Genomic DNA, 14,812 nt, shown 5'->3' on the forward strand with positions numbered 1-14,812 from the left:
TGATCCGGCACCTGCCGCACATCCTCGAACAGGTCCGGCGAGTCGGCGGGAAACCGAGGCCGACGAGACCACGGTGATCGCCACGCCGCGCCACAGCCACGGATGGGCCGCTCGCCCTGCCACGGCACCTTCTCGCGCAGCGGGTCCTTCTGTGATCCGCGCAGGCCGATCACGGGGTTGGTGATGACCTCGAGCCCAGGACCCGTCGTCCAGGTCACGCAGCCAGTACGGGCCCGGTCCGGCCCGAACCCGTCGATCGCCATCGGCTGCCGCCAGCCGAGCCACGCTTCACCATGGGCGGCATGGTGCCGGTTTCGCCACGGGTGGCATGGTGCCGACAGAGCTCAGCCGGTGAGCGCGGCCGGGAGTTCGGCGAGGGACTGGATGACTCGAATGCCGCTACCGATGACCGTGCCGGCGCTGACGTTCGCCCGGTCGAGCCAGTAGGCGTGCAGCCCTGCCTCGTGGGCTCCCACCGCGTCCAACGCGTACTTGTCACCGACGTAGGCCACTTCGTGCGGCTGGAGGCCGAGGGAAGCGCAGCCGGCGACGAAGATGCTCGACGCGGGCTTGGCCGCGCCGTGCTGCTCGGAGCACACAAGCGTGTCGCCGAAGTAGGGCAGAAGGCCAAGGACGTCGAGCTTGTGACGCTGGTGATCGGCGGATGAGTTGGAGACGACGCCGAGGCGGTAGTCGGGTGCGAGTTTCCTGAGGACCGGCTCGGCGTCGGGGAACGCCGCCCAGGCGGCCCTGCGGTGAGCCTGGTATCCGGCGAACCACGCGGAGGCCTCCTGGTCCGACAGACCGGCATGCGTGATCTGCCCGAGGTGGGAGAGGAATTCCCTGGTGCGTTCGAGCTGCTGTTCGGTGAAGGTGAGCTCGCCGTTCAGAAAGCGGGCGTACTGCCTCTCCATGACATCCCGCCAGAGCGCGAGCGCCGTGGTGGAGTCGGGGAACCTCTCAAGCAGTCCTTCGGCCCGCAGGTGGGTGAGCACGCCTACTTCTTCCGAGGTCGAGTAGTCGAACAGGGTGTCGTCCACGTCGAAAAGCACCCCCTGGATCGGCATGAGGTCGCCCCTTCTGGTCCTGGTGTTGCCGAGTTCCGCCACGCCGAGCATTCCACCGCTGTACGCGTCCATCGGCCACCTCGCCGAGGCCGTGCGCCTGCTGATTAATGCACCGTCCCTGATGTTCAACGTCGTTGCTGCCACCACGGCCACTCGGGCGAGGCGCGCGGGTCCGGCGACGTTCGGGCGAAAAACCGCCTGTCGATGGGCAAGACCAGGGCGTACAGATACGGTTCGGCCCAACGCGGCAAGGCGATGAGTGCCTGTTCGAGCCGCTGGCGTGGCGCGTCTCCGCACTCGGGACATATACACCGGGGTCCGATCCGGTCGACGGTGCCGGGAACGACTGCCTGCGTCCAGGCCAGCAGTGCCTCAGCAACCGTTCCGGGCCGCATCCGGGTGTGATCCAGCGCAATCACCGCGGCCATGGGGCGACGTCCGAGACCGGGAACCTGATGAATCGAAGCTCTGTGGGTTCCGCACACCGATTCTCGTGCGCGAACCTCCGAAGGCCGCCTATGAGGCATGGCCCTTTCTGATCGACGTCATGGCGTCGATGATCGCACAGCGGAAAGCCGATCTCCAGATCTGATCCATTGGCCTACCGCCATGAATCGCTTCGGGTCCGATGGAGGCTCTGGCCTCGCTTGATGCTTGACCCCTTGATTGCCTTCTGCCCAGGCTCTTGGTGTTATCGACGCTTCAGGAGACCAGACAGCACGGCCGTCATCCGCGAGCTTAGAGTTGAGCAGGTGCGTGACGACCCCGAACAGGAACTTCCGTTCTTGGACTCGATCACCAGGGCCACTCGTGAGGCCAACTCCCCTCTGTGGTCGGTGAGAGCCGCCGCCGGACGGCGCCTTGCGGCATCGGCGCACATACCCGAGGTGTCCGAGGTCCTTCACCGCCTTCTGCTGGATCCTGATGACACAGGGGTCACCCAGGAGACGGCGGAAGCCCTCATGCAGCGGGGAGACGCATGTGGTCTGCGCGCCGTACTGGCGGCACTCGCCTGCGCGCAGGCTTTCGACACCTCTGATCAACTGGCGGCGGAAATCGACTGTGATCCCCGCTGGATAACGGAGAGCGGCGCAGATCAACTGGTCCGGCAACTGCGGGAGTTGACCTCCGATGAGAACGACGGCGTCCGTACCGAGGCGCAGAGCCGCCTGCTTCGCATGAGGAAGCCACAGGGCGAAGCGGGTCCGAACGTCTCGGGGCCGACGTGATTCTTTCGGCAACCACTGCAGTTGGTGCCTCCCCCCCCCAAGAGATCATGCGATCAAGTCCAAAGCTGAAGGGCTGAGATCATTCCGAACAGTCCCACCTGGACCAACACCCCTCGATGGCCTTCCTGGAACGAGTTGGTACGGCGGTGAACTGCAACCCAAACTGCAACCCAGGCGGTGCTAAGGCGGTCGGCGCGCGCCTTGCAGTGCGTAGTCGCGATGAGCCGTTCGTCACCTCAGAGCTCATCTCATGACGGCACCTGGCTGCTATCTATCGATGCTCGTTCACCGTCACTCAGACCGGCCTCCGCGAGGATGGCCTGCACCATCGCGTTCTTCCCTCGGCCGTAGTCGTCGATGTTGGCAGCCTTCTCGGCAACGCGCTTCTTCACCGCGGCGTACTGGTCACGAAGTCTCGAGTTGGTTCGCAGGATGTCTCTGACCGCGAGGTGATTGCGGAGCGACAGCGACCCATCAACAATGACGTAGGTGTTGGTCCCGGCAAGTCGTGCGGGTTCCTTGAATGCCCATCGCTGGGGAATTCCCCGATCGCCCAACGGCGAGAAGCCTAGGCCGATCAGGACGTCCGTGGCGGCCTCGACATCTTGCTCTGCTACCACAATGTCGCAGTCGATGATCGGCTTGGCGGCCAGCCCAGGGACTGACGTGCTACCGACATGTTCGATGGAAATCACAGGCACGCTGGCGGCTTCTAATGCCTTGGCGTACTCCTTGCGCAGCACCTCAAACCGATCCGGCCATGCGTGGTCGTAGTCAACTACCGTTATCACGGTTGGAGCCTAATGGGCACGACATGTTTCCGTGAGCAGCCTCTAGGAAGTTCGGCGGTCAACCACCTTCATTCGTACAGAGCCTTACTGGACTGCCCGCACCAAACACGGTGATCAGCCACGCTCCCCGGTGAGCCGGGGTGAAGAACGAACCCTGGCTCACCGGGGCCCCTCACCGGAAGAGAGCGTCAACTCGGCCTTGGCGCTGATCGGACGCTTTACAAAAACCGATGTCGCCACCGACTGGTTCGAAGCACGGTACTCCTGCATCAGACCCACCTCCTGACGGCCTGGGAAGTACCTGAAACCCTGGGCCTCCTGGGCCTCCTGGGCCGCTGTGTTGGATGCTGTGGTCAGACTCGGAACCTGGACAAGGGTGCCGTGCAGAGGGTCTGCTCGGCGCCGAACTCCTCGAACGTGCTGATGGGGCAGAAGCCAAGACGGGCGGCGAGTTTCAGAGATCGCTTGTTCGCGGTCTGGGTCACGAGCAAGACCGGCTGGTCGGGGAGTTCGTCAGCCGCAGCGCGCAACGCGACTGTTGCGGCCTCGAATGCGAACCCCGCGCCCCATGCACTGCGCCGCAGTACATAGCCCAGCTCCAGTTCCTCGCCATCCTCGGTGACACGCCCGGGGCTATCGGTCGACCGGTGGGCGAGCATCAACGTCCCGATAAATCGGTTCGTCGTGTTGTCCGCGATGACGTAGTTGCCGGGCCTGGATGTCGCGTTGGCGATTGCTGCATCGAAGCGCCGCTCGACGTCATTCCGAGGCTGAGGACCACCGATGTATGCCTGAACCTCGGAGTCGGTCGAGAGTTCGATGAATCCTTCACGGTCGGCATCGTGCAACACACTGCGCAGCAGGAGTCGCTCCGAAAGGATCTCCGTGGCAGATAGCGTGCGCAAGGGGCTCATAGGGCCGTGAGCATAGAACAGGCCCCTTGCACTCGTCTGCGCCTGTGGCGCTGAAAGGATCTCGCGAACCAGCGGATCGGTGACACGCCGGTCGGCTGAGATGTTCAACGTAAGAGGGTCCCGGAAGTCATTCGGGACCCTTTCGCTTGTGCTGCACACTGTAGGCCGTTACATGATCACCATTCGGCCAGGCGATGTCGCCACCATGTGCCTGACATCGACGAGCGTCCGTCGTCTGCCCTTGGATCAGGCAGAGTCCGGTCGCGGAACTTCGTGTCCAGAGGCTCCACGATTCGCCGGAGCTCAGATCGAGCGAACGAAGGCAGGGCGTGAAGGGCTTCTTCCAGGAGGTCACGGGCTTCTAAGGGGTCGCAACATGGCAACCCGTCCGGACGGAGGTAGAGGTATCGGCCAGAGTGCCGGAGAAACCCTGCGTACTGGTCCAAGGCGTCGGCCAGGGCGTCCAGCCACAGACGCTCGGCTTCCAGCCGTCGTATCGCGGCATGGGTCTTACGAGAGATTCCAGGTATCTGCCTGGCCGGGGTGTGGCCGGATGATCGAGGGCACCCTGAACGCAGAGTGCCGGGCGGCCTACGCGGCACGGTTCCTTCGAGTCAGCATGCGGCACATCCTGTCACGTCTCAGCAGGTCGTCGAAAGGCCCATACCCGTCGCAGAGCCGCCGGAAAGCCCAGCGCGACCGGGGGAAAGCACGGTCAAGATCATTGTACGCATATTGCGTGGAGTGGTGACATGCGACTGCTTCCGGCTGCCTGTCCCGGAAACGCAAAAGAGGCCCCGGAGGGCCTCTGAGCTGCCAGTTTGGCTGGTGGCAGGTGCAGGACTTGAACCTGCGTAGGCTGAGCCGACGGTTTTACAGCCCGTGACCGTTCCTGCTGCCTCAATGCTTCTGACCTGCGGCGCCATCTTGTCAGGCCGCCTCCACCAGCAAGATCATTGCACATATATTGCACGGTCCCCCGGACGCCACCATGAGACGCTGAACCCTGTGGATCAACCCGCTGAGGCAGTCTTCCCAACAGACAAGCTAAGCGCGCTTCGCCTTGGCAGGCCCCTCGTCGCCGAAGTCGAGGCGGGCCGGCCGCAGTATCGGGCATGGGTCGAGATCCGCCCATTGCGAACTGACGCCGATGATGCCGCCCGACGAGAAGGCCGGACACGTAACGACGAGAGGCGCAGCTTCCGGCTGACACACTGCGAATACGTCATCGAGCGCCTCGACGGCTGGGACTACGACATTGGAAGCAACGAGCTAAAGCGCATCGTCGCCACCGACGAGGCTAACCTCCTCGCCCTGCTCCAAGATTGGGGTGTAGCGCCCGAGCGGTTCGCCCACCCCTGGAACACCGACTTTCCGGCCTAGCAGACACTTCCGATGACGCCCGCGGCCGTCGGATTAGAAGTGGAACGCTGCTTCTTGGCCTGGCGGCACGTTGACCTGCTGGTAAATCAGGTGATCTTCATTGGAGAGGAGAGGCCGATCCGCACATGTCCCGGATCTTGAAAAGCGCTTTTCGCGAGATCGACGGCAGGTGGCCTCCGTTCAAGGCCGGCGGAAGTACAGGCCGATGCCGGTCCACCTCATTACGAACCACCATTTGATGCTCTGTAGTCTCTGTCGCCTGCTCAACCAACCCGGTAGACGGGGATGCGGGACGAAGATCCACACATCGGCGACGATGCTGTCCGCATATTCGCGAACCACAGGGTCCAGGTCGTGCAGAAGCGGCCGGAGAGTCTTCAGCGTCACGTCATCGATCTCACCGGTACGGCGGACCATGTGCGACACAGCGGTCAACCCCTGGCAGCGAAGCTGCCTCTCACCGGAGGCGATGGCTCTGCGAGCCCGGGGAGCGATGACCTCGGCATCGTCATGACACAGGGACAACCCGATCACGGCCACCCCGACCAGAGGATCGCCTCGATCAAAGGCAGCGTCGACCTGGTCGGCACACTCCGCCGGGTCATGCTGAATGCTTCCCCAATCCACCCGGTCTCCCAATTACGTACTCTTCGCCCGCACCTGTTGTGTGTGAAACCACAGTCTTCTAGGTGCAGAAGACAATGTCACCTACTGAAAACTTGAGTCGAGCCACTGCCTCGCGATGAAGGACCATGCCACGTCCACCCGTCCCCGACCAAGCTCGCTTGGGTAAACGGACTTACAGACCTACCAATGAACCTCTGACCTGCAGGTCTGCTGCTGCAGGCTGTGGGCTGGAAAACGCGTGAGGAGTGATCAGTCGCAGATAGTCGCTGGCATTTGAGCGCAATCGAATACGATACAAGAGGTCTCCGCTGGCAGCCTAGCGGTTTTCAAGAGAGCTACGTTCCCAGCGGCAACATGCCCTCCCACCTGGACGAAAAAACCTCATGCGCCCTTAACCATAGAAGATCATCGCACGCATATCTCACAGCTCGCGAGTGACCGCCTTCAACATCAATAATCATTTATCTTATATCGGCAAAACCGATAGACCTTCAGTTAGCCCAATGTCGAGAATGAACATGTTTCGCGATCGCAACTCTCGGCGATGAGCTATTCCACTCGTTCGGATAGATCAGTACGGGAAGAGCGGAATATTCCGATTTAAAACTAGAGATTTTTATCCCATTTTAATCTAAAGGCGGAGATGATATTGAAATACACTAATGACGACAAGCTATTCTGGTTCGCTAAATGGAGTAACTATGCGGTCTCCAAACACCCACATCAAGTCGCCATCCGCAAGTTTTTCTACATCGGGGGAAAGTTCAAATTCGAGAGGAGGTGATACGGCGCTGATTCTACCAATAGGGTCAGCGCTCAAATTATATGCAGATAAGATATCTTCAGGCAAGGAAGCGATCCTCGCGTCGCTAGAATCATTTGGCACGTGGACACCGTATCCAGCCGCGATTACTTCACTATTTTTAATGATATTTTCGGATGCGGATCTCATGTCTCGCATCAAAATATTCAAATATTCCGACAAGAAGCTTTCATGTACCACGTCGAAATAATGAAGGTTGCTGTCCTCGGCTAAAAATGGTCCACTACCAGTTTTGTCTGGCCAAGGATCTGTTCGGCAGCAGCGAACCCAAGGAATACCCATCAATACGTGCTTACCATTGTGCAGATAAGCACCAATCATGGGCGCCCTTATAACTGCCAAGGGCACGATGAATCGCAAAGTGAATGCATCCTGATCTGCGGCAGGTGAAGATGCGCCTCGAAAATGCTCGCTCGCCTTTATTAAGGGTAGCGTTAGGCCGCGGTACGCCTCTTCTCCAGAGAGCTCAAGATTTCCGCCTTTGCGCCAAGAAGATTTGGCGAAAGATACCGCAAATAAGGTAGGGGTATTAAAGAAAGGTAGATGGTGGCATCCAATTAGGTCATGTATACTCATCAACCACGGCGCATCGTTCTCAATGCCCGGCGGAAAACCATAAATTTGTACGTCTGTGTTCTTGAGGCCTGCAATCTCCGGGAATGAAAAAGAGCGGGTTGGATAGTCTCCACGCAAGAAGAATATGTATGGCGTTTCACTTTGCTTGCACTCGATCAGCAGGCTCACGTATGGGGATATTGGACCTTTGTACTGAGTTTCGAACTCAGAGTCCAGGATAGAAGCTTCCGCGAGCACATCGATAGAACGAGTCTGCCCTGAATCGGAGTCTACGTAAGCCCACTCTTCTTGAATGGTAGGCCGCTTATCAAATTCAGAGAGAGCTGTTCGTAGCACATCCGCCACTTCCGCCTGAAATGGATATCCAGACTTACTTATAGCGTTGAAAATATCCCTACCAGTTAATCCGGCCTGCAACGAAGCGTAGGGTGGAGGAGCATCTTCTTTATCAAATTTTTCGTTCACTATTCACCGCTTTAATTAGATTGACATAAAATTCCGTATGAGTGAGGATGAGAATCCAAACCAATCCATCGGAACATGATCGCGCAAAGTGGCACGTCTCGTCATCAACTTGTGCAAGTTCCCTGACCTGATCTCCCATCTGCCTCGACCCACCGCGTAGCGGCAGCGGATCGGGGACGGAAGAGCAAGCCCGTCTTCACGTATTCGCCCGCTCGGACATGGATCCCTTTTCAACCTGACGGCGCTGGTCAGCGCGGGTGCAGGAAGGTCAAGGGTGAGGTGAGATGAGGCCCCGGTAAGACAGTGGTCGACCAAGATCCGATGCACGGCACTCCCGATGGCGCCGCCTCGGCCCGGGCAAGAAGCCCTCCTGGTCCTGGCGCACTTGCGTAACGGCAACACCTACGCCCGCCTGGCCGGCAGATTCGCGATCGGCGCCGCCACCGCCTGGCGCTACGTACGCGAGGCGGCCGACTTGGTCGCTGCCCTGGCCGACGATGTGCACACCGCCGCGCGCAAGGCCTCCCGCCGGGCCCGTGCCGTCCCCGACGGCACGCTCATCTCAATCGACCAGTTGGCCGACGACAGGCCGTCCTACTCCGGAAAACACCACCGGCACGGGATGAACGTCCAGCTCCTCGCTTATCCGGTCGGCCGCCTGGTGTGGGGCTCGCCCACGTTGCCCGGGGCGGTGCACGCTCTGACCACGGTCCGGCAGACCGGCCTGATCAACGCCCTCACCGGTGTCGGTGTCCGCGTCTTCGCCGACCGGGGTTATCAGAGCGCGGGCGGCACGATCCACACGCCGTTCAAGCGCCACCGGCCCGGCTACGCCTGTCGCGCAACCAGAAGGCCGTCAACCGCTCCCACGCCCGCATCCTGGCGATCGAACGCGTCGCCGCACCCTTGAAGGCCTGGAAGGCGCTGGTCCAGCTGCGCTACTGCCCACGCCGTGTCGCCGCGATCGTCCAGGCCATCGTCGTCTTGCAGCTCATCGAAGAGGACCGCTACTCAACATGAAAAATGTTCATCGAAGCGGCTCGTGTTCGCGCTTCTCGCACAGAACAGTTCCCATGTGCTCTGGTCAGCGACTTTCCTCCGTTGCCGACCTTCCAGTAGTAGATTTTAAGGGGCTTTCGCTTACCTAGAGGTCCATATAGGCTACACAACATGAGCGACCACCTAAGCATCCAGGCGATCATCGACCGACTCATCGATGGCACCATCCGCGTTCCAGGATTTCAACGGAAATTTGTGTGGCCGCCGCAGCGATCTGCACTGCTCATGGACTCTATCTATAAGCAATTTCCGGTAGGCTCTATTCTGCTATGGCGCACATCCGAGCGTCTTACGCATGAGAACCGCCTTGGAACATTTATCCTTCCTCCTCCGGACAAAGATTATCCAGTTGATTACGTGCTTGACGGCCAGCAGCGGATAACGGCGATATTTACAGCCTTCCAAAGGGTTCTTGTATCGGATGGCATGGACCCGGATACATGGCTACCCATCTATTACGACTTCGGAGCCGCTGATGACGTTCAGGATTCGCGTTTTGTTGCCCTAGCTGACGACCAAAGATCGGCCGATCGTCACTTTCCGCTAGCAGCATTCCTCGAGCCGGTGGAGTTTTCGCTACTCACAAGAGAGCTAGAAGAGGCGAAGCATCGCGAGATTGCACGCGTACAACAGCGATTCTTATCCCTGCTAATTCCGGTCCAAACCTTCGAGACGGAGGATCGCACAAGCGTCGCTATTGTGTTCGAGCGGGTAAATAGAATGGGCATTCCGCTCGATACCTTCCAGTTGTTAACTGCGTGGACCTGGAGCGAAGAATTTAACCTGCAGCAACGATTCCTAGATTTGGCGGAAGAGTTTACAGACTTTGGATTCGAAGATGTAGGCGATGACAGCGACTTGATGATGAAATGCGCAGCGGCAGTCTTGGTGAAGGAGCCGACGCCCGCATCTTTGGTGAATGTCAATGGAGCAAGTGTTCGGGACGCCTTCCCTAACGTTGAGAATGCGATTAGAAGGGCTATCGACTTCGTGCGTGCGAACTTCCATGTTCGGCACCTCAAATTTCTACCGTACTCAAGTATGCTCATTCCGCTTACTGCATTTTTCTCTATCGACGTAGCAAATCCCATGACGGATGCTCAGCGGAGGGTCCTAGTTCGCTGGTTCTGGCGCTGCGCGTTCTCGCATCGCTACAGCGGAAATCCGCAACGCAACATCAAGCGTGATATCGACGAAGCAGTGAAGCTGAGAAAGGGCGAGTCAAGCACACTCGGGGATATTTATCTGAAGCTTAATCCAGACTTCTTCCTAACAAATGCCTTTTCGGGGAAGAGTGTTGCTAGCAAAGCTCTGATCCTGCTCTTAGCTTCCCTGCGTCCTCGAAGCTTCATCTCGGGAGAACTGGTCCCCATTGAGGACGTGCTGGCTGAGCCGAATAGAAAAGAGTATCATCACTGCTTTCCGCGAGCACATCTCACACGTGGCGGATCACAGCCCAGGTCGATCAATACTCTTGCGAACTTTGCCATTATTTCCAGGGCGGATAACCGTACGATAAGCGACAAAGCACCCTCTCAATATCGACACCTCATGCCAACGGACATCACGGAAATCAGCCGCTCGGCCGTGCTTCCAGAGTCACTTTTTCGCGATGATTACGAAGCTTTCCTTAGGGAGCGCGCGCTAGCCCTTACGTTGGAAGCGTGCACGCTTAGTGAGGTGGAAATAGCACCCACAAGTTTCACGGTTGAAATCACAACCGAAATGTTGGAAGTAGTGCGATCGGAGGTGGCAAATAGTAGACTTAGCGACCAGCCCGATGCGCCGGCCGAATCACCAGCCCCAGGGAATATTGCCTAGGTTGGTAGCCTAGTCCGAACCTCACGGCAGCTGAGGCGCGATAGCTCGCCCCGCCATACTTATCCATCCCGTTTGCTGTTAACTTTACTGCGGAGCGACAGTGGGCTGGCGATGGAGGCGCAAGTCGGGCGTAACGTATTATTCGCCTCTGCTTAGCGCGACGACTATTTGGATTAACCAAGCTTCGCCCCCTGCAAGACGGTGGGCCGGGCTGAGGAACGATGCCCGGACCTTCGATCGCCCCCAGCCCCGTGTGATGGCTGGCCATAGCATGGCGATCGTCGTGCTGCATCTGGGCGGCGGCGCGTCCACTGCTCGGCGGGGACCGCTTGGTGCGGTGAGTGCTTCGTACGGTGGGCGGCCCGCGTTCCCGCCGCTGGCCGGGACCGGCGCCCACGCCGCATGCCCGGCCGGGCGTGCGGGTGGCGGGCCGTGCGGCGGCGGCGAGCGCCGCCGCCCTTGATACCTCACAAGAACAATTCGGCAATCCTCCGGGACGGCCTGATGCCCCGTCTCGGAACGGACTGCTGGCGCTGCGCTGATGCCCGTGTACGTCGGGGATGTTGGGCTGTAACTTCGCTGTGTGGCTACCAACGAGGAGCAGACGCGCTGGATCGTCCACGGCGAGCGGCTGATCTACGACAACGAGTGGATCCGGCTCGGGCTTGTGGATGTCGAGATCCCGGACGGAGAGCGCTTCGAGCATCACGCGGTTCATCTGGGACGAGCAGCCATGACGGTGCTGGTCGATGAGCAGAACCGGGTGCTGATGATGTGGCGGCACCGGTTCCTGTTCGACCGGTGGGGCTGGGAGCTCCCCGGCGGCCTCGTCGAAGTCGGGGAAGACCCTAAGGACACGGCTGCTCGTGAAGTGGAGGAGGAGACCGGGTATCGGCCCAAGGCGATGGAGCACCTGATCACGTTCCAGCCGATGGTGGGCATGGTCGACTCCGAACACCTGGTGTTCCTCGGCCGGGGTGCCGAGTTAGTCGGTGAGCCGGTGGGAGAGGTGGAGGCCGATCGGCTGGAGTGGATTCCGATGGCTCAGATTCCGGACATGATCGCCCGCGGGGATGTGTGGAACTCCGGGGTGCTGGTCGGGCTGCTGTATGCGCGGGAGCGGCTCAACGGAGTCCGCGGGTAGTCACCCGCATGAGTTCTTTGACGCGTCGTCCGTGCCGGCGAGAGCCGGTCATCTTGGCGAGTTGGTCGGCACGGTAGAGGTGTGGTTGTGCGGCGTCCGGCTCTCCCATCGCTAGAAGAGCGTGGGCGAGATCGCATCTGAGTCCGGCTTCGGCGCGGCTGTAGGTGCCGTCCATGCCTGCGAGGGCTGAGCGGAGATCGTCGATGGTGTCGGGGTCACCGAACCGGACGAGGCAGTTGCCGCGCCAGCGGGCGAGATGGTGGGTGTTGAGAGAGACGTACGGCACGTGAGGATCGGTGTCGTCTTCGGGCAGTAGTGCTGCGGCTTGGTCGAGGGCGGTGCGGCAAGTGGTCTCGTCGCCGAGGATAGCGGCGGCCTCTGCTTCGGCAGCGGCGAGCCAGGTCCGCAGATGGCCGGGAACGCGGCGATCGTAGGTGGTGCGAACGTGCTGGAGGAGCTCGGTGGCTTCGGCCGGTCGTCCGAGGTCGATCAGGACGTATGCCTGTTGTCCGCACGCGTAGGCGAGCAGGGCGGGGTCTTCGGCTTCCCGGGCGGCGGAGATGGCGTTTTCGTGGTGGTCCCAAGCGTCTGACAGAGCGCATGTATCGATGGCCTGCCATCCGGCAAGGGCAGCGGTTTCCGACAGTATGTGAGCGAGCTGAGCGCGGATACCTGGCCGGATGGCGTGCCGGTGGGCTCGCTCTATCTGGGTGATCTGGGCGCGCATCTTGTCGGCGATCGCTGCTGCGCCGCGTCGACGGTCCAGGAGGCGCAGATTGTTGGTGTCGACGGCAAGAATCATGATCGTGGTGGGATCGATGACAGCGGCGGCTTCGATCCGGGCCGCCAGCTCGTCGCTCTGTTCCTGATGGTTGTCGTCGTGATCGCCGGTAGGGGAAGCGAGGTCGAGCGGGGCCAGGCCGAAGAGCATGCGAGCGTGGTCGGGCAGGCCAAGGCCGCCAGCGATGCGCTCATAGACCTCCAGGTCCGTGACCTGGCGTTGCCCTCGGATGATCTGGCTGATGCGGCCCTGGGATATCCCGGTCGCCGTGCTGATCCGAACCTGACTGGCACCGCTGTACTTGACGGCGAGATTAAATAGTCCGGATACGTCGCGATTTTTGAGGATCTCTCTACTTGCTTCGTGGTCCCAGATTTCCGCTGGAATCTGGATGGGGTCAAATGCGTTCCTTTGCATTCCGTCCTCCGGCCAGCGACTCCCGAAGTGGTGCATCGCTACACGTCGAAACTCTATATCTCCCGGTGGTATATCCGCGTGGCATAGGAGCGAGAAGTTATCGCGGACATTCTTTCCGACATGACAACACCGGTTAAGTGCACGGAGTGCGACGGGCGCGGCTGGAAGATCGTCACCCGTCGTGGATGCGTGGCGGCCATGGGCCTGCGCCTGGAGTTCTCGGCACACGAGGACTGCATCTACTGCGGCGGTACGGAACAGCTCGTCGAGATGTTCGAGTGGGAGGTGTTCACCACCTCCGGGACCGATGACCTCGGGCCGTGCGGAACCAGTTCGGGACAGGCCCCGTCGATGGACGCGCTCCGGATGGCGCTGCGCCAGATGGCGTCGAACGCGGCGGCCTGGGGACGTATCACCCACCGGGTTCGCGACTTCAGCACCATGCAGGAAGACTGGTCAAAGCAGGTCCTCTTTCACGCCACCGTGGATGCGGCCGGTTCGGTGCGTTTCGAGCGGCAGGAATCATGAGCGAGAATTCTGCCCAGCGGGAAGTGTCGTGCGTGGCGCATCATCTCGTGCCCGCTGTTCCTGGATGTGTGTCTTTGACCTGGAATAGGGCGCGGCGTTTCGGGCGGTCTCGGGTGGTGGCCTGGACCTGTCACGAGCATCGGGTGACGTTTTACGAATTGTGCGATGCGGGCGGTCTGTCATTCATCCGCAAGACGGTTCGGGCCGGAAACCGCAGCACCGTACTTCACAGTGAGGCGCAGACTCCTGCTCAGGCGCGGGTGATATGGATCAGGATTCTGGCGGGGCTGGCCAGGTAGCCGCCTGTCGCTGCCGTGCCTCCTGACAGGTCTGGCCTCAGCCGGTACTGTGCTTGTGCAGACAAGTGGAAGAGCGATCAGGCGGTCAAGATGAGCAGGGATTTCGCCCCTCCGAAGTATGCCCAGGTGATGGGCGCGATTCAGGAGCGCATCGAGGCCGGGCAGTATGCGGCCGGTGACATGCTGCCCTCGGAGACGCAGTTCGTCCGGGAGTTCGGAGTGGGCCGTACGACGGTGGTGCGGGCGCTTCAGACGTTGGCCATGCAGGGCTGGATCGAGCGTGAGCATGGCCGCGGTTCGTTCGTGAAGGGTCGTCCCGAGAGTGCCGCCGATCGCGTTCGGCCGGGCTTGGCGGTGGCTGAGCAGGTCGAGAGCGGTGACATGGTGACCGAGGTGGCCCGTGTTCCGGCTCCCCGCCATATCGCTCGTCTACTGGGGGTCCAGGACAAGACCCCGGTGATCTCTCGTCGGCGTGTGGTGAAGCAGGGTGGCCGGCTGTCTGCGGTGGAGACTTTGTGGTTCCCACTGGAGATCGCGTTGGGTACCGACGTCGACAAGCCCGAACCGCTGACGCGCGGGGTGCGTCATCACCTTCAGGCGGTCAAGCACCTCCGCTTCGATCACGTCACCGAGCGGTTGACCGCGCGCAACCCGACCAAGGAAGAGGCGGAGTCGCTCGGCTCCTCCAAACCTGTCCTCGGGGTGCTGGCCACCGTGCATGACGCCACCGGGAGCGTGCTTCTCGTGATGAGCGTGGCTCTCCCCGGTGACCTGCACGAACTCCAGGACGTCTACCAGGTGAGTTAGCCGGGTGCTGCATCAGGCAACGTTCGCCCTGTTGATGGTCTCTCGGCGGCGCCGTACCGTCTGAGACAGCGTCCGGGAGAC

The 14,812-nt window shown here is 60.6% G+C and carries 13 protein-coding genes and 1 pseudogene; 7 read left to right on the forward strand and 7 right to left on the reverse strand.

Features of this window, described 5'->3' with window-relative positions; all coding sequences use genetic code 11:
* Positions 1-344 precede the first annotated feature (344 nt).
* Both AB0B96_RS05160 and AB0B96_RS05165 read right to left on the reverse strand, forming a co-directional pair.
* The gene (locus tag AB0B96_RS05160) at positions 345-1,139 is read right to left on the reverse strand and encodes an HAD family hydrolase (protein ID WP_362896666.1); all 795 of its coding nucleotides are present in this window, start codon (positions 1,137-1,139) and stop codon (positions 345-347) included.
* A 53-nt stretch (positions 1,140-1,192) separates the two neighbouring features.
* Positions 1,193-1,495, reverse strand: coding sequence for a hypothetical protein (locus AB0B96_RS05165; RefSeq protein ID WP_362896668.1), 303 nt, complete (start codon positions 1,493-1,495; stop codon positions 1,193-1,195).
* A gap of 222 nt (positions 1,496-1,717) precedes the next feature.
* Between AB0B96_RS05165 and AB0B96_RS05170 the strand changes: the two genes are divergently transcribed.
* A complete protein-coding gene (locus tag AB0B96_RS05170; RefSeq protein WP_362896670.1) occupies positions 1,718-2,296 on the forward strand; it encodes a hypothetical protein in 579 nt (192 codons plus the stop codon).
* Between the two features lie 248 nt (positions 2,297-2,544).
* Here AB0B96_RS05170 and AB0B96_RS05175 read toward each other — a convergent pair whose 3' ends face one another.
* Both AB0B96_RS05175 and AB0B96_RS05180 read right to left on the reverse strand, forming a co-directional pair.
* The gene (locus tag AB0B96_RS05175) at positions 2,545-3,087 is read right to left on the reverse strand and encodes a GrpB family protein (RefSeq protein ID WP_362896672.1); all 543 of its coding nucleotides are present in this window, start codon (positions 3,085-3,087) and stop codon (positions 2,545-2,547) included.
* Positions 3,088-3,440: 353 nt separating this feature from the next.
* Positions 3,441-4,109: a GNAT family N-acetyltransferase gene (locus AB0B96_RS05180; protein WP_362896674.1), complete on the reverse strand. Its 669-nt coding sequence runs from the start codon at positions 4,107-4,109 to the stop codon at positions 3,441-3,443.
* A gap of 900 nt (positions 4,110-5,009) precedes the next feature.
* On the opposite strand from AB0B96_RS05180, the gene AB0B96_RS05185 reads away from it, so the two are divergent.
* On the forward strand, positions 5,010-5,384 hold the full coding sequence (locus AB0B96_RS05185) for a hypothetical protein (RefSeq protein ID WP_362896676.1): 375 nt from the start codon (positions 5,010-5,012) through the stop codon (positions 5,382-5,384).
* 180 nt (positions 5,385-5,564) lie between these two features.
* On the opposite strand, the gene AB0B96_RS05190 is transcribed toward AB0B96_RS05185, so the two are convergent.
* Together AB0B96_RS05190 and AB0B96_RS05195 are read right to left on the reverse strand one after the other, a co-directional pair.
* Positions 5,565-6,011 carry a hypothetical protein gene (locus AB0B96_RS05190; protein ID WP_362896678.1) on the reverse strand — a complete coding sequence of 149 codons (447 nt, stop codon included), beginning with the start codon at positions 6,009-6,011 and terminating at the stop codon, positions 5,565-5,567.
* Positions 6,012-6,684: 673 nt separating this feature from the next.
* Positions 6,685-7,875, reverse strand: a complete 1,191-nt coding sequence (locus AB0B96_RS05195) for a hypothetical protein (protein ID WP_362896680.1) — start codon at positions 7,873-7,875, stop codon at positions 6,685-6,687.
* A gap of 358 nt (positions 7,876-8,233) precedes the next feature.
* Here AB0B96_RS05195 and AB0B96_RS05200 point away from each other — a divergent pair.
* The 3 genes and pseudogenes from AB0B96_RS05200 to AB0B96_RS05210 form a co-directional block, all read left to right on the forward strand.
* Positions 8,234-8,895 (forward strand): annotated as a pseudogene (locus AB0B96_RS05200) (transposase family protein); the annotation flags it as partial.
* Between the two features lie 150 nt (positions 8,896-9,045).
* Positions 9,046-10,755: a DUF262 domain-containing protein gene (locus tag AB0B96_RS05205; protein WP_362896682.1), complete on the forward strand. Its 1,710-nt coding sequence runs from the start codon at positions 9,046-9,048 to the stop codon at positions 10,753-10,755.
* 583 nt (positions 10,756-11,338) lie between these two features.
* Positions 11,339-11,899 carry an NUDIX hydrolase gene (locus AB0B96_RS05210; RefSeq protein ID WP_362896684.1) on the forward strand — a complete coding sequence of 187 codons (561 nt, stop codon included), beginning with the start codon at positions 11,339-11,341 and terminating at the stop codon, positions 11,897-11,899.
* On the opposite strand, the gene AB0B96_RS05215 is transcribed toward AB0B96_RS05210, so the two are convergent.
* Positions 11,880-13,097: a helix-turn-helix transcriptional regulator gene (locus AB0B96_RS05215; RefSeq protein ID WP_362896686.1), complete on the reverse strand. Its 1,218-nt coding sequence runs from the start codon at positions 13,095-13,097 to the stop codon at positions 11,880-11,882. The genes AB0B96_RS05210 and AB0B96_RS05215 overlap by 20 nt on opposite strands.
* A 120-nt stretch (positions 13,098-13,217) precedes the next feature.
* On the opposite strand from AB0B96_RS05215, the gene AB0B96_RS05220 reads away from it, so the two are divergent.
* Together AB0B96_RS05220 and AB0B96_RS05225 are read left to right on the forward strand one after the other, a co-directional pair.
* Positions 13,218-13,625 carry a hypothetical protein gene (locus AB0B96_RS05220; protein WP_362896688.1) on the forward strand — a complete coding sequence of 136 codons (408 nt, stop codon included), beginning with the start codon at positions 13,218-13,220 and terminating at the stop codon, positions 13,623-13,625.
* A 389-nt stretch (positions 13,626-14,014) separates the two neighbouring features.
* Positions 14,015-14,731, forward strand: coding sequence for a GntR family transcriptional regulator (locus AB0B96_RS05225; protein ID WP_362896887.1), 717 nt, complete (start codon positions 14,015-14,017; stop codon positions 14,729-14,731).
* Positions 14,732-14,812 lie beyond the last annotated feature (81 nt).

The sequence above is a fragment of the Streptosporangium sp. NPDC049046 genome (assembly GCF_040649155.1).
Lineage (GTDB): Bacteria > Actinomycetota > Actinomycetes > Streptosporangiales > Streptosporangiaceae > Streptosporangium.